Below are 26485 nucleotides of genomic sequence, written 5' to 3' on the forward strand. Positions count from 1 at the left end.
TATAAGAACGATAACTAAAAAGAACACTTATCTTAAAAAAGATAGTGTTCTTTTTTTACTTATTTGCTTTTTATCATGTTATTATTATTGTTAATAAAACTTTTTTTCGTATCATAAAAAATTAATAAGGTTAAATAATATATAGAAAATTATATTATTTAATTTTATTAATTTGTTTCGATAATTATTATACAGATAATACATTTCATTCTTTAATCGGGAGATATTTTTTAATGCATAGATACTTTATAATATTTCTTCTTTTGGTATTCAATATAGTATATGCACAAGAAAATACCAATAAAACTTCGGAATACACATTCATATACGAAAAAGAAAATACTTTTAATATATCCGATACCAATTCTTCTAATGAAGTATCTATAATGATAGAAAGAAGAGGTCTTCCTCTAGTAAACAGACTGGTAAGATTCACTTCTCTTAAGCCTGATGTATTTGATTTTGAAATACCTGCAAATAATGAAGAGGTATTATTAAAAGATTTAGAAGATGATGATAATGAAGAAACTAATACCTCTATTACAAATACTTCTGATATATACATCGTTCCCACCGATGAAAATGGAACAGCAAAGGTTAAACTTAATTTAAAAGATCAAGGCAGCGGAGTAGTGCTTATGCATATACTCTATGTAGGTTCTACTGGAAACACTAATATATCCTATGAGGAATATGCTTATGTTAATGTTGTAGAAGATAAAGCAGGAAGTATATCTTCAAAATTAATAAACGGGGATATAGAAAATTTAAATGCTAAAAGTTCAATTATAATGACTGTAACACTCTTTCCAAGCCTTTTTCTTGTATCAATAGCTTTAATCTTAATAAGTTATTTCAGACATATATATGATGAATATAGAAATGCAAAGTCCAAAATAGTAATGTATACTTTTTTTGGATTTAGTTCTATTAAAAAAAATTTTAGATTAATGATATTTATCATACTTGCTGAATTAATAATTGTAGGCTGCTTTATGTTTTTAGACAGCTATATTTTCTCAGTAATTTTGATAGCATTCTTTATAGCAGGTTTTTTGGTAAAAAGAGAGAAAATGTATGCCATAGCATTTTTCATATTATCTTGTATTTCTATGATATATTTATACCTTGAAACATTTACAAAACATATGTCAATAGAGTATATACTTAATAATAATGTAATGCAAAACCCTGTATTTATATTCTTTTTATTTTTATTTATTACAGCATTATCAGGAGGAATATATATACCTATATGCTTATTAGTACTATATAAAATAGCATTTATTACAAATAATTTATCTTTGGCTATTGCTTTGATTAGCATATTTATATCATCAATTCTTTATATTGTAAAAGTAAAGAAAAATATACCGTTTTTATATTCTATTAATTTATTAAAGATAAAAGATTAAAAGACTGATAATATGATTTTTGATTTGCTTAGGGATTTAGAACTGCTTATATCCGATATAGTATTCAGCGGAATTAATAATATAGACTATACCACTATAGAAAAAATAGAAGTATTATCAAATAAATTTAAAAAAATATCTATGGATAATTTAAAAGATTTGCTTGATGAGTTTGTATTATCTATAAAGAAATACAAAACAGATGATAAAAATATTAAAGAAGTATCAGATTATATTTGTAAAATAGAGTTCTATATAAAAAATGCATTATCATCAGAATAATAATATTATCTTTTAATATATCTTTCCATTTCTCTGTCTAAAGTTTTTCTTTTTAGAGTTTCTCTTTTGTCATGAAGTTTTTTACCTTTAGCCAAAGCTAATTCTACCTTTACCTTTCCTCTTGCAAAATATAGTTTAACTGGAATAAGAGTAAGCCCTTGTTCTTTTATTTTTCCATATAGGCGTTTTAATTCTCTTTTTTTCATTAAAAGTTTTCTTTCGCGAAGAGGCTCATGATTATTTCTGTTGCCGAAATGATATGGGGAAATATGCATATTAACTATAAAAAGCTCGCCTTTTTTGAAAGAGGCATAACTATCAGCCATATTAACACTTCTCTCACGCAATGATTTTACCTCTGTACCAAGTAAAACAATTCCAGCTTCAAAGGTTTCTATAAGCTCATAATTAAAAAGAGCCTTTTTGTTTTTTGTTATCTCTCCAGATGAGATTGTATTATTTCCTTTTTTATCTTTCTTAGCCATAATTTTATTATACAAAATATAATCAATTTGTCAATTGTTGTTTTATTTTCATATGTTTAAGAGCCATAGATATTGCACACTATAATTTAAATTACGCTTGGGCGGGGCTTCTTTTTAAGTATAGGATTATAGAGTTAATCAAAGTTAATACTAAAAAACAAAGCTTTTAAATCTAAAAGGGAGGGGATTAAAATAAAGTTTTAGAATTTATTATCACTCCCGCCCTTTAAATTTTTTAATACTATTTGTTATTTATCAATGATTTTTATATTTTAGCTTTAACTGTTACTCTGGCTGCCCACCCAAGTGTTTTTTAAATTTAAAAAATTATACTCTTTATAAACTATATTTATTTAGGTATATATTAATATATAAATTTATTAATTATAATTTTACTTCATATTTTTCATACATTCTTGAAAAAAGTTTTATCTATGTTATAATTTAAATATATGAAAATAAAAAAGGATTTTTGTTTTTAGGGATATAAATATTATGGACGATATTAAACAACTTAAAGAAAATAATGAAAGCATGGAAGCTCAGACAGAAAACAAATCATCGGAAAAAACAGCCTTTGAAATAGATGATTCTATTCTTTCCAACAGAGAAGAACTTGAAAAGGTGATGGAAGCTGTTATATATGTAGAAGGCAGTGTTCCTATAAGCAGACTCAGAACACTTTTTAAATGTGAAAATTCTGATATAAGAAGCTATATAGAAAGCATAAACAATAAATATAGAAATGCAGGCAGTGCTATAGAGATACTTGAAGTAGGAGATTCTATCATTATGACTATAATACCTTCTACATTTGGAACTTTATCAGCTATATATGATAAGAAACGTAAGAAAAAAATATCAAAAGCAATGCTTCAGACTCTTTCTATAATAGCATACAAACAGCCTCTTACAAAAGCGGAAATTGATGATATAAGGCAAAGCGACAGCGGATATCATTTGAGAGCTTTAATGGAAGACGGTTTTATCACTTGGAAAGGAAGAAAAGATTATTTAGACAAAAGACAGACTTATGGTACAACAGATAAATTTTTAATGCATTTTGGAATAAACAGTTTAGATGATCTTCCAAAATTAAGAGAGTTAAAAGATTTAGAGTTTAATAAAAATGAATAAAAGCAATTTTTTTATTAAATTTTATTGTTAAACATTTTTATTCAGTTTATTATTATAGTCCCATTTACTCATTAGAATATAATGATAAATGGGGCTTTTAGTTTCACAATAAAATCATTTATTAGAGTTGTTTCAAAACTCAATTTCTTAATATTTTTAGCTTTTTAATTAATATTCTTAATTATAGTTGGGGCTTTGCCGCACATACATGCCCGCTTCTTTTGCCGTCTGCTCTGCGTGCTGTAGGAGAGCAAAAGACGGCAAGTTTATACATTAAAACAATAGTTTATACAACATATAAAACATTATATTTTTAAATTAAATGATTTTAATAATTAATCTTGTAAAGTACTTTTGAAACAAATCTATTATATCGAATTTATAAAAAAGTTAGCATTTATCTTTTTTAAATACTAACTTTTTCATTATTATGCTTTGTTAAATAATCGAAAAATTATACTATAAAATTAATATAATATTTAAAAGTTTTTCTTTATTATTCAGTTTATTCAGTATAACAGTAAAAAAATCTCCTTATCTCCAAAGTATCAGCTATTACATCTTTAAGTTTAGGGCTTTGCATAGAAGGAGAAGTATAATGATAAAGCGGTATAAAAGCCATATCTTCACCTATAAGCATGTCCTCTGCCTTATGCATATTATTCATTCTTATTTTATTATCCAAAGTATTTTTAGCTTCCAGTATAAGTTTGTCATAATCAGCATTATTATAGCCTACCCTATTTCCTGAACTGCTGCTTACAAAAAGATCGGCAAAAGTCATAGGATCAAGATAATCACCTATCCAATCAGCCCTGCAAACTACATAATTTTTAGTCTGTCTATTTTTCTGAAATACAGACCATTCCTCCTGAGTAATGGTCATATCTATATTAAGATTTTCTTTCCACATTTGCTGAACGGCCTCTGCTATTGTTACGCCAGTACCAGGATTTGTTTTAAACTCAAGTACTGGAAAGCTGCTGCCGTTTGAATATCCTGCCTCAGATAAAAGTCTTTTTGCCTCTTCAATATTTTTATTATAGTCTTCTTTTTTAACACTGTAGTATTCTCCCCCATTTTCTCTGAAGTCGCCCTGAGTATCTTTAAGCCCATAAGGTATAAATGCTGCTGCTGGTCTTTCTCCGCCTTTAGTAATATTTTCTACAATATAGTTTCTGTCTATTGCAAGTGCTAATGCTTTTCTCACTCTCTTATCTTTAAGAACTTCGTTTGTATTATTAAGAGCGTAATATGCTGTTCCTAAAGAAGGTGTTACAACCAAATATCCTTCTTCTCTAAGTAAGTCTATATCATTAGGCGGAATTTTATATGAGTATAGTATAGAGCCTTCCTTTATAGCTGCATATGCTGTTGATACATCAGAAAACATTATAAAGTCTAATTTTTTAGCTTTTATATTATCCTTATTCCAATAATTAGTATTTAATTCTAAAGATATTATTTCATCTGCTCTTCTCTCTGTCATCTTATAAGGTCCGTTTCCTATATATGTGTCTGGAGAAAAAGTCCAATCATCATTTATAAACTCTTCTCTAAGAGGAGAAAATATTGGTACTGCTGCTAATTCTAAAAAATATGCCGTAGGTGCTTCAAATGATACTTCCAAAGTTTTATCATCTACTTTCTTTACTCCAAGTTCTTCTATAGGCAATTCACCAGATATTACTTTAGAAGCATTTTTTATAGGGGTTATTAAAAAACTGTATGAAGAAGCTGTTTTCGGATCGGCAAGCCTCCTAAATGAATATACAAACTCATCAGCAACTACATTCTTTCCATCAGACCATTTGGCATTATCTCTCAAATGAAATGTCATAGTAAGTCCGTCATCAGAAATATCCCAACTCTCAGCAGCACCTCCTACCAAATTATTATCTTTATCTTTTGTGGTAAGTCCTTCAAATACATGTGCTGCATATATCATACTGTCTATAGCCGATAAAAATGATGGATCTATACTTTGAGGCTCAGCTCCTATACTTACTCTTATGCTTTCATTAGATAAATCTTTATTTTTACATGAAATTAATAATAATAAAATAATTAATATATAGATTGCTTTTTTCATAACTTTATCCGTATAAAAATATTATGTTAACAATATAATTTATATACAAAATATTAATATTTGTCAATAACTAAATATTTTTTTATAAACTTAATATATAAATATTGATTTTTTTTTATTATTATATATATTAATAATAGTAGAAATATTTCTATAGAAGGTGAAATAGTGGAAGATATTATAAATAATATAGAAGATAGTATAGTATATCATGAAAGAGAAAAAGAATTAATAGATAGTTGGAAACAAATAAATGATCCTCTATACAATAAAATAATAGATGATTTAGAATCAATACCTGTTTTGCAAAACCAAATAAAAGATTTAAATACTTTATTGGGTGAATTAAACAAATCTAATGAAAATTTAGAAGATTCTAATAAAGAATTAAAACTAGAAATTGAAAAATTAAATAAAGAAAATTTAAAATTAAAATTATTAAATAATTTAGGAATATGCCAATATCCTCCATATATTGTTTCTGATATGATAAAAGAAGTGTATAATATATACATATCTAGTCATAGAATAACTTCAATAGCTGAAGAAAATAATTTCTTTAGTAATAAAAATATTGTACTTAGAATACCAAGAAAAAAAACAGTAAACAAAAATATTCATCCACAGTTATTTTTTCATTGATTGGAGTTATAAAGACTATATCAATAGTAAAGAAAACTTTGTCAGATAATATTGATAAAATGATAGAAAAAAATAAAAATAATAATAAAGAACCCATCAATTTAGAAAATCATATCGAAAACATAAGAAATGGAATATTAGAAGATGAAGATTTGTTACACAAAATATGCACTTCAAAATAAAAAAGAATTTGAAAAAGATCCTTATTTAAATTTAGTATTAGATGGATTAGAAAAAACTATAAAAGAAGATCCAACTATAAAAAAATCTAGAAAATCTCCTCTAAAAATAAAAGATGATATTAGTATAGATTTATATTATAGATCTTTATCCTAATGTTATGTACGTTTATTTCATAGTGGTTAAAGATGAAATAAATATTGTAAGTGTGATTAATGATATTGAAAATCCAGATGATAATGAACAATTAAATTTATTTAATTAAAAATATATTACATAATAAAAAAGAGGCTCATAAAATTAAGCCCCTTTTATTATAAAATTATTATTTAGTATTATTATTCGATATAAGCATAATTAAATTTATGTCTTCCTAAAGGATTTAATACCACACCTTTAAGTTTAGGATTTTTTATAAAAGAATCTGCTCTGTAATAGAGAGGAATTATAGGCATCTCTTCCATTAATATATTTTCAGCTTCTGCCATAGACTTCATTCTTACACTATTATCAGATGCTTCCTTTGCTGTTAATATTAGATCATCATAATTTTTGTTCTCAAAACCTGTATGATTTACTCCGCTGTAGCTAAGCATAACATCAAGCATAGTCATAGGATCATTATAATCTCCAGTCCAGCCCATTCTAGCCATTTGATAATCCTTTTCTATTAAAGATTGAAGTGTTATAGGAAACTCCTCCTGCACCAAAGAAACATTAACATTTAAATTTTCCTTCCACATCTGCTGAATAGCCTCTCCTACCAAAACATAAATACCAGGTGAAACTTTTAATTCTATTACTGGATAGTTTTGTCCGTCTGGATATCCTGCTTCTGCCATTAATTCTTTTGCTTTTTGAACATTATTCTCATAGTTATTAACATCTATATATTCTTTATTTTCTTTTCTAAATGTAGTTTCTAAACCCCTTACCTCAGTAGGTACAAAAGCACCAGCTGGAACTTGTCCTCCTTTAGTAACATTTGATACTATATAATTTCTGTCTATAGCTAATGATAAAGCCTGTCTCACTCTCTTATCTTCAAATGCTTTGTTTGTAATATTTAACTCTATATAATAAGTACCTATAGCGTTATTACCTACTATATATCCGTCATTTTTTAAAGTTTCTATCTCAGCAGAAGGAGGCTCTAATGCAGAAAAATCTATAGTTCCGCCTCTTATGCCTGCAATTGCTGTATTAGGATCGCTCATAAGAACAAAGTTTATTTCTTTTGCTGTTTGTTCGTTTTTATCATAATAGTTGGTGTTTATTTCAAAAACTATTTTTTCATCAGGCACTCTTTCTTTCATTTTATAAGCCCCATTTCCAATATAAGTTTCTGGTTTTAATGTCCATTCATCGCCGTACTTTTCTACAATATCTTTTCTAACAGGAAAAAATACCCCAGTAGAGGCTATAAACTCTAAAAAATAAGCAGCAGGATTTGCTAATTCCACCTGAAATGTGTAGTCATTAATTGCTTTTACGGCTAAATTGTTATAATCCATAATGCCAGAATTTATTTCTTTGGCATTTTTTACTACTTCCATCATATATGAATACTCGGCTGCTGTGTTGGGATCAACTGCCCTCTTCCAAGAATATTCAAAATCTTTAGCTGTTACTGGTTTGCCGTCAGACCATTTAGCATTTCTTCTTATATTAAAAGTATAAGTTAATCCGTCAGAAGATATATTCCAGCTCTCTGCCATACCTGCTTTAACATTATTATTGGAATCTATTTTTGTAAGCCCTTCAAATGCATGATGTATATAACATGAAGCCATATTTAAAGAATTTAATGTTGGGTCTATTGTTTTTGGTTCCGGACCCAAATTTATTGATATTGATGATTTTTCATTATTATCTGTTTTTGAGCATGAAAAAATAAATAAAAGTATAACAGATAAAATTACTACTATTTTTTTCATAGTTTTGTCCTTATATAAATTTTTTCTATGTTATACTATAATTTTTTTTGTGTCAATAAATAATTCTTTACATAGTAATATCTATTATCTTACATATTGACAAAAACAAAAAAAATAATATTATGTTTACTTGTTATAATTTTTTGAGGAAACATCTATGATTAGAAAAAATATTCTTATATTGTCTATTATACTTTTAATAATATCATGTTCAAATAATAATAAAGAAAATAATCAAATTAATAATAATCAAACAAATACTAACTTAATAGAAACTCAAACTAATGAATTAAAACAAGCCGAAGAATTAAACAATAACAATACAAAAAATGATAGTTATTATACAACAAAAAATATAGAATGGATATCTCATTACTACTATATAAAAAATGATGAAGGTGATTTCTTTTCAGTATATTTAAATGACAGATGGCCTGAAAATAACTCTGAATTAATGCCTAATTATAAAAAAATAAAGGCAGCTTTTAATTATAAAAATTTAAATAATGATGTAAATCAATTCTATGATAAAAACAGCATTCTCGATATAACTAATAATAAAATATATGCAGAAGCTGAAAATGGAGACAGTATAGAAAGTACATATTCAAATATTTCATCATTTAAAATGACATCAAAATCATTAAACAATTCATCAAAAGATATAAATACAAGCTTATCATTAAAAGCAGCGGTATATAACTATGTATATTCAGATGTATCTGATACAAATGAATATGGAAGTGCATCTACATTCTCATACAAGGATACTATATTTTTGCTTATACCTGATGACACTAACAAATTAGAAGTATATGATAAAATTTCTTTTGATATAAATGAAGGTTTCAATCTAAATAATTTAATAAGAAATGAAAATTTAGAATTTGAGGATAAAAAGGGAAGCATATCAAAATTATTTGAAAACGATATGAGCGATCTTTATAATGAATGGGTAACAAATTCAGCTGACAGCTATGAATCAAGTAAATCTATCAACATAACTTATTTTAATGATAAAACTATATCTATAAGAAGAACTTCAACACTATATTTAGGCGGAGCACATGGAGTTTACAATAATTATAATTTAGTATATTCATTAGAAACAGGTGAAAAAATAGAAGTTACTAATTTGATAAAAGATTTTGATGATAGTGTATTAAAAAATATTATTGTTGGCAAACTTCTATCTATAGACAACAGAACAGAAGAAGATTATTTAGTTCCTTTAGATGAAATAACTTTAGCAGACACATCTTTTTACATCTATGCTGACGGAGTTCATTTTGTATGGCCTATATATAGTATAACTCCTTATGTTTTAGGTGAAACTGAGATAGTTTTTGATTTTGAGGAGATTAAGCCGTTTATAAAAGACGAATATTTATATATACTAGAATAATTTTTAAGTTTATCAACTGATGCACTTTATATATAATTATCAACTTTTTTGCCGCACACGCCAAAAAGTTTTTATCCTTAGGATACGCTTCACGAAAAATGCAAGTATTAGAACTCTATATTTTAAAGATACGTATCAAATGTATGATAATACCCAAAATTTAGGCTACACCTTGCCTATGGCAACGACTGGGCTAGTACCCCAAACAACTAAATTTAAAAATATATTTTTTGACAAATTGTAATTGTTTAGGTATATAAAAAATAATATACATATTATATTTTTTATTAAAAAATAATTTATTTTTGATAAAAAAATAAATATTTTTTATATATTTTATTAGTAGTTTATTTAAGGGATCTGTAATATGGATAATTTTTATATAATAATTGCTGCCGTTACAGCAATAATTTTAATTCTTATTTTAATTTTAATAAAAAAAATATTCAGCAAAAAGAAAAAAAGTAAAAAAGCATCAAAAGAATCAATAAAAAAAATGCAGGAACTAAAAGCAAAAATAAGTGCTGACAGTAATGATTATGTATCTATGTACAGTCTTGCCAAATTAGAAGATGAAGCAGGACTTGACGATGAAGCTTTAAATATATATGAAAATCTTTTAAAAGTATCTTTTTTGCAAGATAAAGAAGAAATTGATGTATGCAAAAGGCTTGAAAAAAAATATGAAACAGAAGGCAAAACAGAAGAATCTTTCAAATATGCTTTAAAAATAAGTAAATTAGATTCTAATAATATGAAATACAATATAAAAATTGCTTCTATTCTTACTAAAAACGGAGAATATATAATTGCCTGCGATTATTTTAATAAGGCATTATTAGCAAAAAATGAATTTAATATAGAAAATATTAAAGCGGCTGCTTTTTCATTTTTTAAGATAAAAGATTATAAAAAAAGTGCTGTTTTTTTGGAAGAGCTATATAAAAGAATAGAAAAAGAAAATACAGATGAATTACTACATATACAAAAGAGTTTAATATCAATGTATATGCTTGCTGATGAACTTAATATAGCAAGAAGTTTTATAGAGCAGATTATAAATGATAAAAAGGCTTATGATAAATATTATACTGACAGAATATATCTTCATATTTTATATAAACTTATAGACAATGAAAAGTTCAAAGAATTATATGATAAATTATACACTGCATATAAAATCAAAGATTCAGTAAAAGAAAATTATAGTATATTATTAGATTACTGTTTTTATTCATACTTCTTTAAAGATATAGAATTATCAAAAATACTGTTTGAAAAAATAAATGATTTTAATATTGAAGAGCTTAAAGCATATAATATAAATATCATACTTGATTATCTATCAGATATAGTGAAAGCAACATCACAGATTAATAAACTAAGAAGTATGATGAATCTGGAGCATTCAAAACAAGATAATTATGAAAAATATGTGTCAAAAGAAGATATGGAAAATTGGGAGAGAGCTGTTGATTTATGGGAGGGCTCTTTTATAGATATAGATTATATTTTATCTTTAATAGAAATTGAAAAAACTATAAATGCTGAGAAAATATTTAATGAACTAAAAATTGATGCAAAAGAACAGAATAATGAAATGAACTTAAGCAAAATACTAAAAGTAGATAAAATATATAATTTAAATAAAATAGACTTCAAAAAACTATGTCAGAATGTTATAAGAAACTGTCTTTCATATTCTATAGTTCAGGAATATACAGATGCAGTATCTGAAAGTAATTACGGAGATGAAGTAAATTACATAGCCTATCATACAAGGGGAAATAAAAAAGATTTAACTTTAATATCATTTAAACGTTGGAAAAAAGTAGAAATCGGCGAGCTTATGATAAGGGATTTCCTAATGATGGTTAATGAAGCTGGAGCTAAAAACGGAATACTAATAGTACCAGTAAAATTAAGCAATAGTGCCAAAAGTTTTGTATCGCATAATGATAAAATCACAGTATATTCAAGAATGCAGTTTAATAATTTGATTAAAGATGAAAATATATAATTATTTTAATAAAAAGTGATAACCTATATAGAATTAGGTTATCACTATAAAATATAAAAATCAACAATAATAATTTTTTTTACATCTCTTTAGCCAACTTATAATAGCTGAATTATTTTACCATCTCTTTATCAACTAAATCATTAGCAGGAACATAGTCATTTATAACTTGGGAGAATACCAAAGTATCAACAAATCCGCCTCTTTTTATAGAGAGGAAAAGATCATTGTATTCATTTTCAGGCATTCCTAATTTTTTCATAGTTACTGCTTTATAGAATACTGCATCATTAGCAAATCTGGTTCTAGGATATTCAGTAATTACTCTGTCAAATAAAGCAATAGCCTCCTGAAGCTCTGTTTCATTATTAGAATAAGTTTGATAAAGCATGCCGTTCCATAATAATGAAAGAGGTTTAAACTTTTCTATTTTTGTAAGTCCTTCCACTTTTTTAAAGCATTCATCAGCTGAAATAATATTACTTCTAACTACAATGTTATTTGATTTATAACCGCCTTTAGCAAGAAAATAATGTACTATTCCTTTAAATTGATATAGCTGACCAACATCTACATCAGCAGGCAAATTATTAAAATCTAATTTATTAATATAATCTAAAGCCTTAGTGTACTCATTATTTGCTATCATAACTCTTATTTCTCTAATAATTAGAGGATCATCTTTAGAAGTCCAAGGGCTGTAAAAAGTATCTATAGTGGCTTTTAAAGGTCTTCTTCTAGCGTTAACAGAACTGCTTGAAGAAGAAGAAGAAGTTGAATAAGTATCTTTTACTGAACTATTATTATTTGCCTGATAATTATTATTAGGATTATTATTTACCTGAGTATTATCATTATTAGACATAATATAATCATCAGCATAATCGTTAGTTTCTACTACTACATCATTGCTTGATGAGTTTTGATACTCTTTTTCTATCTCCTCAATATAATCCTCTTCTAAATTATTTTGATTATTCGGTTTCTGACAAGATACTGCAAAGGACAATAAAATCACTAAGAGAACTGCTAAAGATTGTTTAATCATTTTTTTGCTCCAAAACTATTTTTTATATTGTTTATTTTTATTTCTCGGAAAATACAAAAAAAGCGTTAGAACAAATAATTGTATAATAAGTATTATGCTATATAATTTTCTATATTTTTATAGTATGATTTTTGTTTATATTCTTCTTTAGCATTATCATAATAATCATGTATCTTTTTATCGGCATCGGCAAAATATCTCTCATAAGCCTTTTTGCAGTAAGCATCATGTTTACTTTTTATTCCTACAGGCGGATTTTCAAATTTATAAACTCCATTAACACGCCAAAAATCTAAAATGCCTATTCTTATAGCATCAACAGGACATCTAAATGAACAGCTTGTACACATCACGCATTTATTTTTAAACTTTATATCACCTTTTTCATCATTATAAATATTATGAACAGGGCATTTCTTAACGCATAAATTACAATGAGTGCAAATCTTTTTTACTTTAAATAAATGACCGTTTACTTTCATTGCAGGGTGCTCTATTCTAAAAAGAAAAGCTATAAATCTTCCGAAAGGAAATTTCTTTAAAAAACTTTCTCTTCCGTCCAAAACTTCATTAGCTTCTATTACGCATAAAGCCTTAGCAGTCTTCCACATCTTCGCAGCAAACTCATCGGTATGTCTGAATATTATATTATAAGGCATTACATAATGATATTCATTAGTGAGAATATAGCCTTTATTTTTAAGTCTTGCCATTAAAGGCTCTGAAGAGATATTATTAATAGTTAGAGGCTCTCCGGAAGTTTTTATAATAAATATTTTTTTCTTCTCATTTTCAAATTTAGGAAAAAGTTTTATCAAATCAAAAATAGGATAAGGGGCATTGAATCCATGTATAGGATAAGCAATACCAGCATAATCATAATCTTTAATATTAGGCATATCATCAAAATTATCGCTTACGCTATAAAGCAAAGTTTCAACGCCGTTTTCTTCAAATATTTTTTTATACTCTCTTGCCACCTTTTCAGTATTGCCTGTACCAGAAAAACAGTATATTACAGCCTTTTTATTTTCCATATATCTATCTCCAATTAATTGTTTTATTATTTTATCATTTTTTTTAAATCATTAATAAAATCAGAAAATAATTTTACTTTGTTGCTTTCTTCTACTTCATTTTCTGTAAGTATATAACAGCCGTCTGTATCTATCTCGGCAATAGCACGTCCTTTCTTAGCAGGACTTTTTATAGATAAAGTTTCATCTTCATCTAAAGTAATAAACAATACTTTTATATGTCTTGTAACAGATGACTGCATGAGTTTTAATTTCCAATATCCTGTTTGTGCTATTCTTTCTCTTAATGTAACCTTTATTGAAAGTACAGAAATTATTTTGCTAGTTTTTTCATCATAAATTATTATATCAATATCAGGTAAATGAAGTCCATACTCACCATAATCTATACATAAATTTCTTTTTAGTAAGTCTAAGTACTTGTCTTTAAAAAATTTTTTTCTCTCTAATTTATTACCATTTATTACAGATAATCCAATTTTTTTTACTTCATCGCTAATAATATATTCTATCATTTTCTCAAGATTTTTACCTTTAAAAGATCTCCATGATTGTTCCGTATCAGTTATACCATTATTCAATGCAAATTGTTTATGTTTTTCTTTGGCTTCTTTTAAAATCTCTGTAATATACTTGTAAGTATTATCTTTATATATTTTTTTCTTGTCTTCGTAAAGATTTATTAAATCTTCAAATGTCATACTTTCTCCATAATTAAAATATACTCTGTAGGATAAACTAACTTATCCATAGATGAAGTTTTAGCAAATCTTCCTGTGGCAGAATCCCTAGTAGAAGGAAGCATTTTTGAAGGTATTTCTCTATGTATAATATCAAAAATCTTAAAGCCTATATTAAGCATTTGTTCGCAAAATATTTCAGCATTAAATATATCAACATTTTTAAATTGAGTATTGCCTATTACAATAGCAGCCTTTCCTCCTGATTTTAATACCCTCTTCATTTCAATAAAACTTTCAAGCATATCAGCATAATAATTTTTTATTTCTCTTATTTTCTTTTTATTATTCTTTTCATTACTTAAAAATTTATTTATTGTGTCAATAATTATATCGCTTTTCAAATCTATATTATCTATATCATCTCTATTTTTATAGCTGCTTCCTATAAACTTTTCTCTAAACTCTGGTAAAGTATTTAAATAACCAAACCATAGAGAAGGCAGCTGATGCAAGTCAGCATATTCATAGCTAGTTACATAAGGAGGACTTGTTACAATAAAATCCGCCTCTTCATTTTCTAAAGGTAAAACCCTAGAATCTCCGCATTTTATTTTTCTGTATTTATTTATATCAGAAATAAAGTCTTTATCAAGCAGGCTATTATATACCTCATGCCTTTTTATCATTCTTTTCGCCTGACATAAGAATAAATTATAAGAATCTTGTTCTTTTTTCTTCATATCTCTTGTAGGCTTTATACTCTTTTGCAGCCATATAGAAGCTGTCTTTAATATTTGTGCAAATGCCACAAGATAAAAATCTCTTATATCTATATTTTCTATTTCAAATATAGAATAAAAAATTAAAGATAATTCTTCTTTTTGTTTAGTTTTAAACCAATAATCTATTCTATCATTTTTAGGTACAATATTTTTTGCTTTTACTAAAATATCTTTTTCTACTAATACACTATAATTTGTAAATTTTTCTTCTAATATTAGATATTCTTTTTTTAGCAATTCTATATCAAGCGGATCAGTTTTTACTTTAGATATAAGATACGCTATTTCATTTATATCAACTCCGCATGCACATCTCTTATTTACAATGCTTTCAACAATAGCAGTGCCGCTTCCCATAAAAGGATCAACAACTAATTCTTTCTCTTTTGTATAGGTATTGATAAGTCTTGAAACCAGCTGCGGAATAAATTTAGCAGGATAAGTATAATAATTATGCGTAATATATGCTGTATCTTTTATAGTTTTATCAGAAAAAGACCAAGAATAATCTAAAGGAATAGAACTGAAATCTTTTATATTGTAGGATATAACATCATTATACATATAAAAATTATTAAACCTTTTTATAATGAGCCTTAAAGTCTTCATCAAAATAATAAAGCATATTCTCATCTTTCTCATGCGAATCATACCAAACCTGAGCAAAGAAAGGATTTTTTTTAGCTAGAATATCAAAGTTCCAAGTATAGTCAGGCATGCATTCCATACACCAATGACCTGTTTTTATAACAGTAAATGCTGATGCCTCAAATTCATGTCCTTCAGCACAAGACCATCTCAATTTTGTATGCAAATCTCCTTTGGTCATGCTAGTACTTAAAAGTTTTCCGCCTCTGAACTCTGCAGCTTTTTTCAAATCTTCCAAATCTATTTCACTGTCTTTTTTATTTTCATCATATCCATGATTAAGAAGTTTTGCATTTTTTATATCGAGTAAAGCCTTATAGTCTATATAATTGCCTTTGGAATCTTTATTTTCAAAAAGCAGATTAAAATCCTCCCATTTTTTAGGCAAATTATCAAAAGCCTCTTCGCTTCCGAATGTCGCTATAACTTTACCTTTCTCTCCGTTTTTTCTCCAATATGTAGGAGAGTTAGGATGTGATAAAAGTCTTTGTATAGCAAAAAACGATATTATAGAAGGAGGAACAAGTTTACCGAAAGCATAATACCAATGTGTTTTTCCTATTTCATTCCAATAATCTGTAACTGACTCTTTCTGATAAGAAAATAATTCTTCTAATTTGTATCCGTCATAATACCAAAGCCCATGAAAATTACGTATAGCATTCCAATTAGGCTTCATATATTTTTTTGTAGAACCTCCTATAAGTTTGAATCCGTCATTAAAAGTGTCGTATCCAACTAACCTATTTTCAGCCTTGCTTCCCAAATTAAAACAGCCTTTCCAAAAATAATCGTCTAATTTTCCTTTAATATCCTCTTCAATAATTCTCTTCATTAAAAGTCCGCTGTCTCTTGCAGTAGCCCATTCAAGAGGAGCATTATAACAAGTATGAAACATAAGCCCGTCGCTCATATTATCAGTAAGCATTCTATTATGAAGCATTGCAGTTTGTCTTATTACAGCTCTGTTTTCTAATGATGAATCAAGAACATATCTTTCGCCTTTTAATTTTGAAAAAGAATATGCATCATAAGGACTTATTAATAAAGGATCCCCAACTCTCCCCCAAGGGTGTTTTTCATTGCGGCTGCCGTAAAGAGCCACTGTTGATATATGTACAAGTTTAGGACGTTTTTCTTTAGGCATTTCTTCTAATATATCTACAATATGTTTAACGCCTACAAAATTAGTTAGATGTGCAAGTTTTGGGTATTTGTCCGAATTAGGAGGTATAACTGCAGCAAGATTAAGTACATAATCACAGTCTTTTAATAATTTTTCGCAGTCATCTCTTTCATATAAATATCCTATAATAATTTCAACTCTATCTCCGTACTGCCTTTTGAACTTATCAGCAGCTTTTTTACTTTCTTTTCTTACAAGTACCTTTACTAATTTAATATCATCTATCTCAATTAATTGTCTTAATGTTTCAAGTCCCATATTTCCAGTAGCACCTGTCAAGGCTATTGTATATTTCATTTTATTATCCTCTTTTTATTATCATTTATTAACAGCGATAAACTTAAATTATAATTACAAAACAAATTACGGTTTAACGCTTTTTAATTAATTCATCATTATTTTACATAAACATATATAAATAGTTTTTTTATTTTACATATTATATATTGAAAAAAAATTTTGTAAATAAAGTGTTTGGAGGTATCAAAAAAATGAAGTCATTAAAAATATTATCTTTAGTATTATTTAGTTTTATTATTTATGCTCAAACATCTTTTTCACAAAACAATGATGAGGCATCTCAATTAATTCAATTAATAAACAGCGAAAGAAAAAAATCATCTCTTAATGAATACAAAACAGAAAGTCAATTACAAAATGCCGCAAACCAAAGAGCTAAAGAAATATCAGAAGGTATAAGAAAATCAACAGCCCTTCAAGACAATAATATACAATTTGCCTCATACTCTGAAGGCTCTATTATTGCCGATATGACTGCAGAAGAAATATTTAATCAAATAATGAAAAGCCAAAAGAGTTTGGTATTAAATAAAACATTTACCCATGCTGCTGCAGGAGTTTATGAAAAAGGCGGAAAAAAATATTGGGTTATGATTTATGTATCTTCAAGAAATGGAGATATAATAAAAAGAGAATTAAACATACAAAAAGAGAGAGAAAGAGTAACTGAATTATGCAATGAAGCAAGAAAACAAAATAATGTATCTGTTTCATTGGTGCTTGACAGTACATTAAACGAGGCAGCACAAAAAAGAGCTGAAGAGTTAAAGACTTTATTTTCTCATACAAGACCTAATAAAACGGCATTTTCTACTATATTAAAAGAATATAATATCACTTACAAAACAGCTGGAGAGAATATAGCAAATGGACAAGCAGATGCTGATGATGTTATGAAGTCTTGGCTTAATTCTAAAGGTCATAGAGCAAATATACTTAATAAAAGTTTCGGAAAAATAGGCGTAGGTGTTTTTGAATACAATAATAGAATATATTGGGTTCAAATATTTACAGACTGATTATATACCTAAACAACTATAGTTTGTAAATTTTTAGTTATTTGTAAATATAATTATTATTTATAAATAGTATAAAGTACTATTGGTATTAATAAAATAAGTTTTAGATGTATAGTAAATTACTTATTTGGTATAATAATAGGTAATCTCAGCCGCACGTATAGTTGACATTTTATAAGAATAAACAATACCGTGCGTCCCGAACGAAGATGAGGTAGAGCTCGCGGTTTACAAACTTAAGAATTTTCAGTATATACCTAAACAAATACAGTTTGTCAAAAAATAAATTTTTTAAATTTTGATATTTGCGGGGCTTTGCCCCACACCCCAGTTCTTTTGTTGGCACATACGTTTAATACATATCTTTAAAATATAAAGTTCTAGTAATTGCGTTTTTGCAACTTTTTTGTGCGGCAAAAAAGTTGATAATTCTATATAATGTACATCAGTTGACAAAATGAAATCGTTCCAGTATATACTAAAAATTCTTAAGTTTGTCAATTTTTTATTGTTCTTTTTCCCGCCGCAAAAAGAACCAAAAAGTGCAAGTTAAAAAATAATACTAAATAGTACTAATTATGTCTTATATGTAGAATAAATTATTAAATTTAGACTGAAATATAGCCTTCGCGACTGCGGGCTGTACCTGCTTCTCGCCTGCCTACGGCACGCAGAGCGAGGCGTACAGAGTATGGTTCTTTTATACCACGCCACAGGCGAACAGGTGCCATAAAAGAACTGGGGTGTTGCGTAGCACACAGAGTGGGGGGCAAAGCCCCATATATTAAAAATAAAATATAACTTCATTTTTGACAAAATAAAATTGTTCCAGTATATACTAAATAAAAAGAAGGACAGCATAATAATTTAATGCTGCCCTTTTTTATTAGTGAGAAAATGAGAAAAATAACTATTGTCTTAAAAATAAACGCTTATAAAAATAAATAAAAGGTCTTATAAATAACAAATTAATAAAAGCCAAAACATAATCTGCTATAAATACATAAAAAACATCAACTATCAAAAAGCATACACTGTAAAAAAATACAAATAAACATGTAAGAAGCATTAATATAATATCAGTAACCAAATCTAAAAAATCTTCAAGCATAAATAAAATAATTACTAATGCCGCTAATGAAAAAACTATAAGAATTATTAAACTCATATATATATTATAATCCTCCCTAATTTTATAAAATAACTAAAAAAATATAATACGATGCAGTGACAGAAAATGTCGTAAATAATTTTTTAATAAAAAAATTATAAAATTTTATAAATAATAATTTTTATCTATTTGAAATAGTAATTATTATGAATTTAGTTTTATTTAAGCTATATATACACAAAATGAACAAATCATACATATATTTGTATAATTTGTACTATAGATATATACATATTATATATTTATTGATGTTTTTTATATGTTTTCATAAAAAATTATCTTTTTAGGTATTGTAAGTTTTTTTTACAATCATATAATGTAATTATTATAATTATGGGAACTATTTTCATAATTATTCGTCTAACATGCGGAAGTTAGAAATATTATTATACATAATAACTTGATATTTTTTACCCTAAGTTTATAATATAAAAATTTATAATAAAAACGTAAAATTAATATAAACTTATGCAGGAGCGGATAGTGAGATTTTATTCTACTTTATTTTTAAGTTTAATATTCAGTTTAGCTTTATATTCTCAGGAAGCAGATACAAATACTCTTAATACTGCTGCAGAAACAAATAAAATTGCTATAACATTGGAAGATGCCTTAACTATAGCTTTTGATAATGACAAAACATTAAAACAAGCTGAATATGATGTTCGCATAGCACAAGTTCAAAAAGATGCCTCATTTTCTGATTTATTTATGCCTTCTTTAAGCATAAGCGGAGGATTAAATCTATCCGAATCTCAGGAATATACTGTGAATAATATGTCAACAGGTGTTTATTCAAGTCCAGATACTTGGTCTGCTAGTGCCTCTTTATCAAAAACGCTTTTCACTGGTTTTAGAAATTGGAACACTGACAGAGCCAGAGATATTAATCTTCAGATGCAGAAAGATATCTATTATGATGAAAAGAAAAATGTTGATCTCAATACCAAATTAAATTTTTACAATACATTCGTAGCACAGGAAAATTACAGAGTATACTTACAGCAGCAGATGAATTACAGCAATAGAATGAGAGAAACATATATAAAATACAGAAATGGTCAGGTTTCAGAATATGAATATTTAAATGCTAAAGTACAGTATGAAACTACAAAGCCTCAGGTTGTAACATTAAGCAATCAGTATCAGAGTTTAAAATTAACATTTATACGACAGATTGGACTTACAAATGCAGCTGATGAAGTAGATTTGGTAGGAAGTATACTAGATGCCACTAATATTACACTTCCAGATATGGCATATGATGATTTGCTTACTATTATTATGAATAATAATATAGAATTAAAAAATATGAGCAGCAATTTGGAGATGCTGGAATATAACAGAAGAGTAGCAAGAAGTTATTTATGGCCTACATTATCAGCAAGTGCTAATGTAGGGGTAACTACAGTAGATAAAGTAAAAATGGAAAACGGTACATTTACAAAAAACAGAGGCGGAGAGTTTAACTGGGGAGTAGGATTCTCATTAAACTATGCTCTTGACTCATTACTTCCTTTCTCTTCTACCGCAAAAGGAGCCGAAGAAATAGAATTAAGCATAAAACAAATGGAAGTAAATTATGAACAATTAAGAGATACGATAGAAGTAAGCAGCCGAGACCTAATATCAACAGCTAGGTCTCAGGCTTTAAACTTACAGTCGCAGGCAGAAAATGCAAGAACAGCAGCTTATGCCCTGCAGATGGCACAAAGGCAGTATAGAGGAGGTACTATATCTATGCTCGAAGTAAATGATGCCGAAGTAGTATATTTAAATGCACAGCTTGCTTATTTGCAGGCTATATATGAATATTTTTCAAGTACTTTACAAGTGTTAAAACTTTTAGGTGCTTAAGGAGATTATGATGATAAAAAAAATAAGCGTACAAATTTTTATAACTATTTTATGCCTTTCTATATTGTCTGTTTCATGCAAAAAATCACAGGCAGACTTAAAAAAGAAAGAAAATCCTATAAGTGTATTGGTAGCAGCCCCTATAAAACAGCACCTAGATGAATATTTAGAGCTTTCTGCTGAAATTAAAGCTACAAAAGAAGTAGAAATATCTTCAGACGTTCCGGGTAAAATAGCTAATATACTTAAATATGAAGGAAGTTTTGTTAATAAGGGAGACACTATTGCATTAATTGACAGATTTGTTATAGGTGCAAATTATGCTTATGCCCCAGCAAGAACTCCTATTTCCGGATATGTTACTACTACTTATATGGCGGTAGGAGCTTCTATAGCAGCATCTACTCCTATAGCAAATGTTGCTGATATAAGCCAATTAGAAGTAGAAATACAAGTTCCAGAACGCTCTATATCTGGAATAGAATTGGGTCAGAAGGTATTGATAAGAGTACCTTCTTCTCCTAATAAAGAAATAGAAGCTAAAATAACAAAAAGAGATTATGCCGTTAATCCTTCAACACGTACATTGATGGTTAAAGCTCTAATAGATAATAAAGACAGACTTTTACTTCCCGGCATGTTTTCCGATGTTTCAATACTTCTAAACTCTGCTGACAATGTATTTGTTATACCTAACAGTGCAATATTCAGCGATGATTTAGGAAAAAACTATATATATGTTGTAAAAGAGGATAATTCTAATAATCCTCCTCAGGAACTTGCTCAAAGTACAAATAAACAATACAGAGCATATTCAAGAGAAGTTAATATATTATTCACTTCAAAAGATAAAGTTGCCTTAAGCAGCGGACTTGAAGAGGGAGAAGAAGTTGTTATGTTCGGACGTGAATTCTTAAAAAATGGTTCATTGGTTAATAGAATAGAAAATGACCCTACTATATTAGAATATATCACACCTCAGGCTACTGCGGTTGCATCTGCTAATACTAATCAAAATACATCAGCAAATCAAAATGCTATTGTTAAAGAAAATACTGTTAAACAAACAACTGCATCTAAACCTGCAACTGCCGCCAAACAAACTACAACTGCATCTAAACCTGCTACTACTTCTACAACTAAACAAACTACAACTACAACTAAACAAACTACAACTACTGCTAAACAAACTACAACTACTGCTAAACAAACTACAACTACTGCTAAACAAACAACTACTACTAATACTACAAAAACTACAGAATCAAGCAGCAGTGATAATAGTATTTATTCCATTGGCGGTTAATTATATATTTAATTAAAAGGAGCGATTTTTTATGAGAAGTTTTATTGAACTAATAGTAAAAAGGCCTGTTGCCGTTTTTATGGGAATAGTTGCCGTTGTAATACTTGGTGCTGTAAGTTTGTCTAGGCTTCCTGTCGATTTTCTGCCCGACATGGAGCTTCCTTTTATTAGTATTAGAACAACTTATGACAATGCAGGTCCAGAAGAAGTTGAAAAATCTGTTTCTAAAATAATTGAAGGAGCTGTTTCATCAGTTAATAACATTAAGGAGGTAAGCTCTACTTCGGAAGAAGAGGACTCAAGAGTTTTTATTGAATTTAACTGGGGAAGTGATTTGGCTTCTGCTACCGCTGATATAAGAGAGGCTATAGACAGAATAAGAAAATCTCTTCCTGATGATGCAGAAAGCCCTGCCGTATATAAATTCTCTACCGACAACATTCCAGTTATGGAAATATCATTCTATGGTACTGATAATTTATCTGCTTTATACAATTTAGTTGATAATCAAATATTAACAAGTATAGAACAGGTAGGCGGTGTTGCTATGGCCGAAATAAGAGGAGGTCTTAAAACTCAGATTAAAGTTGATGTGGATATGAATAGGCTTCAGGCTTACGGACTTGATATTAATACTATTGTAAACACATTAGCGATAGAAAATCAGAATATTTCAGGCGGTGAGACCTATGAAGGCGTTTATAAATATACTTTAAGAACTACAGGTGAGTTTAAAACTGTTGATGATATAGGAAATGTTGTTGTAGCATTAAAAGATAATAATACTCCTATAAGACTTAGAGAATTAGCTGTTATCTATGAAGGATATGATGAAGACGGAGATGTTATTAAAGTTAATGGTACTCCTGCTGTTAACGTTTCTATCAATAAAGAATCTGGTGCTAATACAGTTGCCGTTTCTGAAGGTATAAAGAAAAGACTTGATACTCTTAATCTCCCTGAAGGTATAAAATATGAAGTGTTATTTAACAGTGCAGATAATGTTAATAATGCTATAAAAGGAGTACTTGATACAGCTTGGCAGGGTGGTTTATTTGCTGTTATAATACTTATGATTTATTTGTGGAATGTAAGAACTGTACTTATCATAGCAATATCTATTCCTATGTCTATTATTGTTACATTTACTTTGATGTATTTCTTCGGTACTACTTTAAATATTATTTCTTTATCTGGACTTGTACTTGGTATTGGTATGATGGTAGATAACTCTATTGTTGTACTTGAAAATATATTCTTCTATAGGAACAATGGCTATGGTAAATATTCTTCTGCTATAGATGGTACTTCTACTGTGGCACTTGCTATATCTGCCTCTACTCTTACTACAATAGCTGTATTTTTACCTTTCCTTTTTGTAGAAGGTCAGACTGGTCAGATGTTTAGAGACTTGTGTATTACTGTTACTGTTTCTATGATAGCTTCTTTGGCTGTAGCTTTAACTATTGTACCTATGCTTGGTGCGAGACTTGTAACTACTAAAAAATCTAAATTCTTATCAAAATTTGAAGATTTCTTTGATAAGCATTTCCACTCAAAAGTAAACTTCATATATGAAAAAGTATTAACATACTCGGTTCATCATAAAAACAGAGTATTAATTCCAGTTATATTAGTGGTATTTACTGTTATTATTGTAGGATTAATATTCATAGGTAAAGAGGGATTCCCTGAATCTGATGAAGGACAGTTTAGAGCAAGCATTACTATGCCTATAGGTACAAGAAAAGAACAGACTGGTGCTTTCGTTGATAGAATGAGAAAAGATGTAGAAGAGGTTGTTGGAAAAGATTTAAGCAGAATTCAAACTAGAGCAAGATCTGGTTCTGATGCCAATAAAGGTGAAATCAGAGCAAAACTTATAGATAAATCTGACGGAAGAACTATTGAAACAGCTGAATATGTTGAGCTTGTTAGAAAAAAATTAGCTAGCTACCCTGCTACTATTAACGTAGATACAGTTAGCAGTATGAGAGGAGGCGGAAATAGTGACTCCAGCGGTATTGATATAGATATAGTAGGAGAAGATTTAGTAAGAGCTAGAGAGCTTGCTAATAATGTAATAGCTGCTTTACAAGACGTTCCGGGCTTGCGTGATGTACGTTTGAAAAAAAGTGATGCTAGTCCAGAACTTAATGTTACTGTTAATAGAGATTTAGCTTCTAAAATGGGACTTAATATAAATACTGTCGCTAACTCTATTAAAACAAGTTTCGGCGGTACTACTGCTACTAGAATGACTCCAGACAATTCTGATGTTACTGATATTGATGTTATAGTTCAGCTTAATGAAAGAGACAGAATCAATATAGATGACGTTAAGAGAATGCTTATACCTACTACTGCTGGAATGGTTCCAGTATCTGCTATAGCGAATGTTGATAAAAGTTTTGCTCCTTCAGAAATAGAGAGAAAAAATGACAGCAGAATAACATCAATTACTGCTTCAGGATATGGAAGACCTATGAATCAGATAATGAATGATGTACAGGCTGCTATTAATGAAAAAGTATTCTTGCCTTCTGGTTTTTCTATTGTTTATTCTGGAGATTATGAAGATATGAATGAGGCTTTCGGGCAGCTTATACAGGCTTTATTCTTGGCTTTGGTATTAGTTTATGCTATTATGGCTAGTCAGTTTGAATCATATATAGCTCCTTTTGTTATTGCTCTTGCTATACCTTTTGGTTTTGCAGGATCTCTTACATTATTATTTATTACTGGACAGACTTTAAGTGTATACAGCGGAATAGGAGTTATAGTGCTTATTGGTATTGTAGTTAATAATGGTATTGTACTTATTGACTATATGAATCAGCTTATGCATGAGAAAAAGATTAACGGTGACAAAGCTGCTTTAATAGCTGGTCCTAGACGTTTAAGACCTGTACTTATGACTTCTCTTACTACAATATTAGGTCTTCTTCCTATGGCATTATCAAGCGGTGAAGGTAATGAAATGTATCAGCCTTTATCACTTGCTGTACTTGGAGGACTTACTGTTTCTACTATGTTTACTCTTGTTATAGTACCTACTGTTTATGCTGCTATTAGAAACAGAATACCTCTTAAAGACTATGATGCTAAAGACTTGGCTAGTATCGAGACTACAGGAAATATTAATGATGCTTTAAGCACACCTGGAAAATAAATTAATAATTAAATAATAATAAAAGGCTTGAGTTTAATACTTGAGCCTTTTTATTTTAACCTTATTTTAATCTACTCATTATAAAATAAAAAAGCACTTGGGTGGGAAGCCAGAATAACAGATAAAGCTAAAAAATAAAAATAAGTAAAAACTAACAAATAGTACCCAAAAATTTAAGGGGGGGAATGAAAACAAATTCTCAAACTTTATTTTAATCCCCGCCCTTTCAGATTTAAAAGCTTTATTTTTTTAATATATTTTAATTAAATTTATGAGCCTATATTTCTTCAAGTACACCCGCCCAAGCGTTATTTAAATTAACACTTTCATAAACGCACGCAGAGCCGATTTTTAAAATATGGCTTAATTTATAATTACAATTTTCATTACTTATAAGAATTAAGTTAAACGTGCGTTGAATGGAATTATAAAATTTAAAAAGCACTTGGGTGGGCAGCCAGAATGACAGTAAAAACTAAAAGATAAAAAGAAGTTAAAAATAACAGTATAAGACTAAAGAATTTAGAGGGTGGGAATGAAAGTAATTTTTAAAATTTTAATTAGCTGCTTGGTATTCAACATATATACTAAAAATTTTTAAGTTTGTCAACCGCGAGCTCTCCCTCATCTTCGTTCGGGACGCACGGTATTGTTTATTCTTATCAAATGTCAACGATACGT

The 26485-nt window shown here is 28.2% G+C and carries 21 protein-coding genes; 12 read left to right on the top strand and 9 right to left on the bottom strand.

Going from position 1 to position 26485, the window contains the following annotated elements:
- Nucleotides 1-233: 233 nt before the first annotated feature.
- Together Q1X91_RS04785 and Q1X91_RS04790 are read left to right on the top strand one after the other, a co-directional pair.
- The gene (locus Q1X91_RS04785) at nucleotides 234-1415 is read left to right on the top strand and encodes a hypothetical protein (RefSeq protein WP_300753884.1); all 1182 of its coding nucleotides are present in this window, start codon (nucleotides 234-236) and stop codon (nucleotides 1413-1415) included.
- A gap of 12 nt (nucleotides 1416-1427) precedes the next feature.
- On the top strand, nucleotides 1428-1697 hold the full coding sequence (locus tag Q1X91_RS04790; RefSeq protein ID WP_300753886.1) for a hypothetical protein: 270 nt from the start codon (nucleotides 1428-1430) through the stop codon (nucleotides 1695-1697).
- Between the two features lie 5 nt (nucleotides 1698-1702).
- Here Q1X91_RS04790 and smpB read toward each other — a convergent pair whose 3' ends face one another.
- The gene (smpB, locus tag Q1X91_RS04795) at nucleotides 1703-2182 is read right to left on the bottom strand and encodes an SsrA-binding protein SmpB (protein ID WP_020003765.1); all 480 of its coding nucleotides are present in this window, start codon (nucleotides 2180-2182) and stop codon (nucleotides 1703-1705) included.
- 534 nt (nucleotides 2183-2716) lie between these two features.
- On the opposite strand from smpB, the gene scpB reads away from it, so the two are divergent.
- Entirely contained in the window at nucleotides 2717-3319 is a 603-nt protein-coding gene (gene scpB, locus Q1X91_RS04800; RefSeq protein WP_366945490.1) for an SMC-Scp complex subunit ScpB, read from the top strand.
- A gap of 505 nt (nucleotides 3320-3824) precedes the next feature.
- Here scpB and Q1X91_RS04805 read toward each other — a convergent pair.
- Nucleotides 3825-5411: a peptide ABC transporter substrate-binding protein gene (locus Q1X91_RS04805; protein WP_300753892.1), complete on the bottom strand. Its 1587-nt coding sequence runs from the start codon at nucleotides 5409-5411 to the stop codon at nucleotides 3825-3827.
- Between the two features lie 168 nt (nucleotides 5412-5579).
- On the opposite strand from Q1X91_RS04805, the gene Q1X91_RS04810 reads away from it, so the two are divergent.
- From Q1X91_RS04810 to Q1X91_RS04820, 3 genes are read left to right on the top strand one after another with little or no spacing between them, the layout of a single operon-like run.
- Nucleotides 5580-6053, top strand: coding sequence for a hypothetical protein (locus Q1X91_RS04810; protein ID WP_300753893.1), 474 nt, complete (start codon nucleotides 5580-5582; stop codon nucleotides 6051-6053).
- Nucleotides 6054-6091: 38 nt separating this feature from the next.
- On the top strand, nucleotides 6092-6235 hold the full coding sequence (locus tag Q1X91_RS04815) for a hypothetical protein (protein ID WP_300753895.1): 144 nt from the start codon (nucleotides 6092-6094) through the stop codon (nucleotides 6233-6235).
- Complete coding sequence (locus tag Q1X91_RS04820) at nucleotides 6198-6389, top strand: hypothetical protein (RefSeq protein ID WP_300753897.1); 192 nt, start codon at nucleotides 6198-6200, stop codon at nucleotides 6387-6389. Before Q1X91_RS04815 ends, Q1X91_RS04820 begins: the two co-directional genes overlap by 38 nt.
- 182 nt (nucleotides 6390-6571) lie before the next feature.
- Here Q1X91_RS04820 and Q1X91_RS04825 read toward each other — a convergent pair whose 3' ends face one another.
- Nucleotides 6572-8170 (bottom strand): peptide ABC transporter substrate-binding protein, encoded by a 1599-nt coding sequence (locus Q1X91_RS04825; protein WP_300753899.1) that lies wholly within the window; start codon nucleotides 8168-8170, stop codon nucleotides 6572-6574.
- 157 nt (nucleotides 8171-8327) lie between these two features.
- Here Q1X91_RS04825 and Q1X91_RS04830 point away from each other — a divergent pair, with 157 nt between their 5' ends.
- Both Q1X91_RS04830 and Q1X91_RS04835 read left to right on the top strand, forming a co-directional pair.
- Nucleotides 8328-9575, top strand: coding sequence for a DUF3298 domain-containing protein (locus Q1X91_RS04830; RefSeq protein WP_300753900.1), 1248 nt, complete (start codon nucleotides 8328-8330; stop codon nucleotides 9573-9575).
- A gap of 367 nt (nucleotides 9576-9942) precedes the next feature.
- Entirely contained in the window at nucleotides 9943-11595 is a 1653-nt protein-coding gene (locus Q1X91_RS04835; RefSeq protein WP_300753902.1) for a restriction endonuclease, read from the top strand.
- 112 nt (nucleotides 11596-11707) lie between these two features.
- Here the strand turns inward: Q1X91_RS04835 and Q1X91_RS04840 are convergent, their stop codons facing one another.
- The 5 genes from Q1X91_RS04840 to Q1X91_RS04860 all read right to left on the bottom strand — a co-directional run bounded on the left by Q1X91_RS04840 (nucleotide 11708) and on the right by Q1X91_RS04860 (nucleotide 17276).
- Nucleotides 11708-12643: a hypothetical protein gene (locus Q1X91_RS04840; protein ID WP_300753904.1), complete on the bottom strand. Its 936-nt coding sequence runs from the start codon at nucleotides 12641-12643 to the stop codon at nucleotides 11708-11710.
- A 92-nt stretch (nucleotides 12644-12735) separates the two neighbouring features.
- On the bottom strand, nucleotides 12736-13680 hold the full coding sequence (locus Q1X91_RS04845; protein ID WP_300753906.1) for an EFR1 family ferrodoxin: 945 nt from the start codon (nucleotides 13678-13680) through the stop codon (nucleotides 12736-12738).
- Between the two features lie 26 nt (nucleotides 13681-13706).
- Nucleotides 13707-14381 (bottom strand): BsaWI family type II restriction enzyme, encoded by a 675-nt coding sequence (locus Q1X91_RS04850; RefSeq protein WP_300753908.1) that lies wholly within the window; start codon nucleotides 14379-14381, stop codon nucleotides 13707-13709.
- Nucleotides 14378-15787, bottom strand: coding sequence for a DNA methyltransferase (locus tag Q1X91_RS04855; protein ID WP_300753910.1), 1410 nt, complete (start codon nucleotides 15785-15787; stop codon nucleotides 14378-14380). Before Q1X91_RS04855 ends, Q1X91_RS04850 begins: the two co-directional genes overlap by 4 nt.
- Nucleotides 15720-17276 (bottom strand): NAD(P)-dependent oxidoreductase, encoded by a 1557-nt coding sequence (locus Q1X91_RS04860; RefSeq protein ID WP_300753912.1) that lies wholly within the window; start codon nucleotides 17274-17276, stop codon nucleotides 15720-15722. Before Q1X91_RS04860 ends, Q1X91_RS04855 begins: the two co-directional genes overlap by 68 nt.
- A gap of 194 nt (nucleotides 17277-17470) precedes the next feature.
- Between Q1X91_RS04860 and Q1X91_RS04865 the strand changes: the two genes are divergently transcribed.
- Nucleotides 17471-18298 carry a CAP domain-containing protein gene (locus Q1X91_RS04865; RefSeq protein ID WP_300753913.1) on the top strand — a complete coding sequence of 276 codons (828 nt, stop codon included), beginning with the start codon at nucleotides 17471-17473 and terminating at the stop codon, nucleotides 18296-18298.
- A gap of 910 nt (nucleotides 18299-19208) precedes the next feature.
- Here Q1X91_RS04865 and Q1X91_RS04870 read toward each other — a convergent pair.
- Complete coding sequence (locus tag Q1X91_RS04870) at nucleotides 19209-19466, bottom strand: hypothetical protein (protein ID WP_300753915.1); 258 nt, start codon at nucleotides 19464-19466, stop codon at nucleotides 19209-19211.
- Between the two features lie 486 nt (nucleotides 19467-19952).
- Here Q1X91_RS04870 and Q1X91_RS04875 point away from each other — a divergent pair, with 486 nt between their 5' ends.
- The 3 genes from Q1X91_RS04875 to Q1X91_RS04885 are packed head-to-tail and all read left to right on the top strand — an operon-like array spanning nucleotide 19953 to nucleotide 25804.
- Nucleotides 19953-21326, top strand: a complete 1374-nt coding sequence (locus Q1X91_RS04875) for a TolC family protein (RefSeq protein ID WP_300753917.1) — start codon at nucleotides 19953-19955, stop codon at nucleotides 21324-21326.
- A gap of 10 nt (nucleotides 21327-21336) precedes the next feature.
- On the top strand, nucleotides 21337-22632 hold the full coding sequence (locus tag Q1X91_RS04880) for an efflux RND transporter periplasmic adaptor subunit (RefSeq protein WP_300753918.1): 1296 nt from the start codon (nucleotides 21337-21339) through the stop codon (nucleotides 22630-22632).
- 31 nt (nucleotides 22633-22663) lie between these two features.
- Nucleotides 22664-25804: an efflux RND transporter permease subunit gene (locus tag Q1X91_RS04885; protein ID WP_300753919.1), complete on the top strand. Its 3141-nt coding sequence runs from the start codon at nucleotides 22664-22666 to the stop codon at nucleotides 25802-25804.
- The last annotated feature ends 681 nt before the right edge of the window (nucleotides 25805-26485 follow it).

The organism is uncultured Brachyspira sp., from assembly GCF_949287625.1.
In the GTDB taxonomy this organism is placed as follows: Bacteria; Spirochaetota; Brachyspiria; order Brachyspirales; family Brachyspiraceae; genus Brachyspira.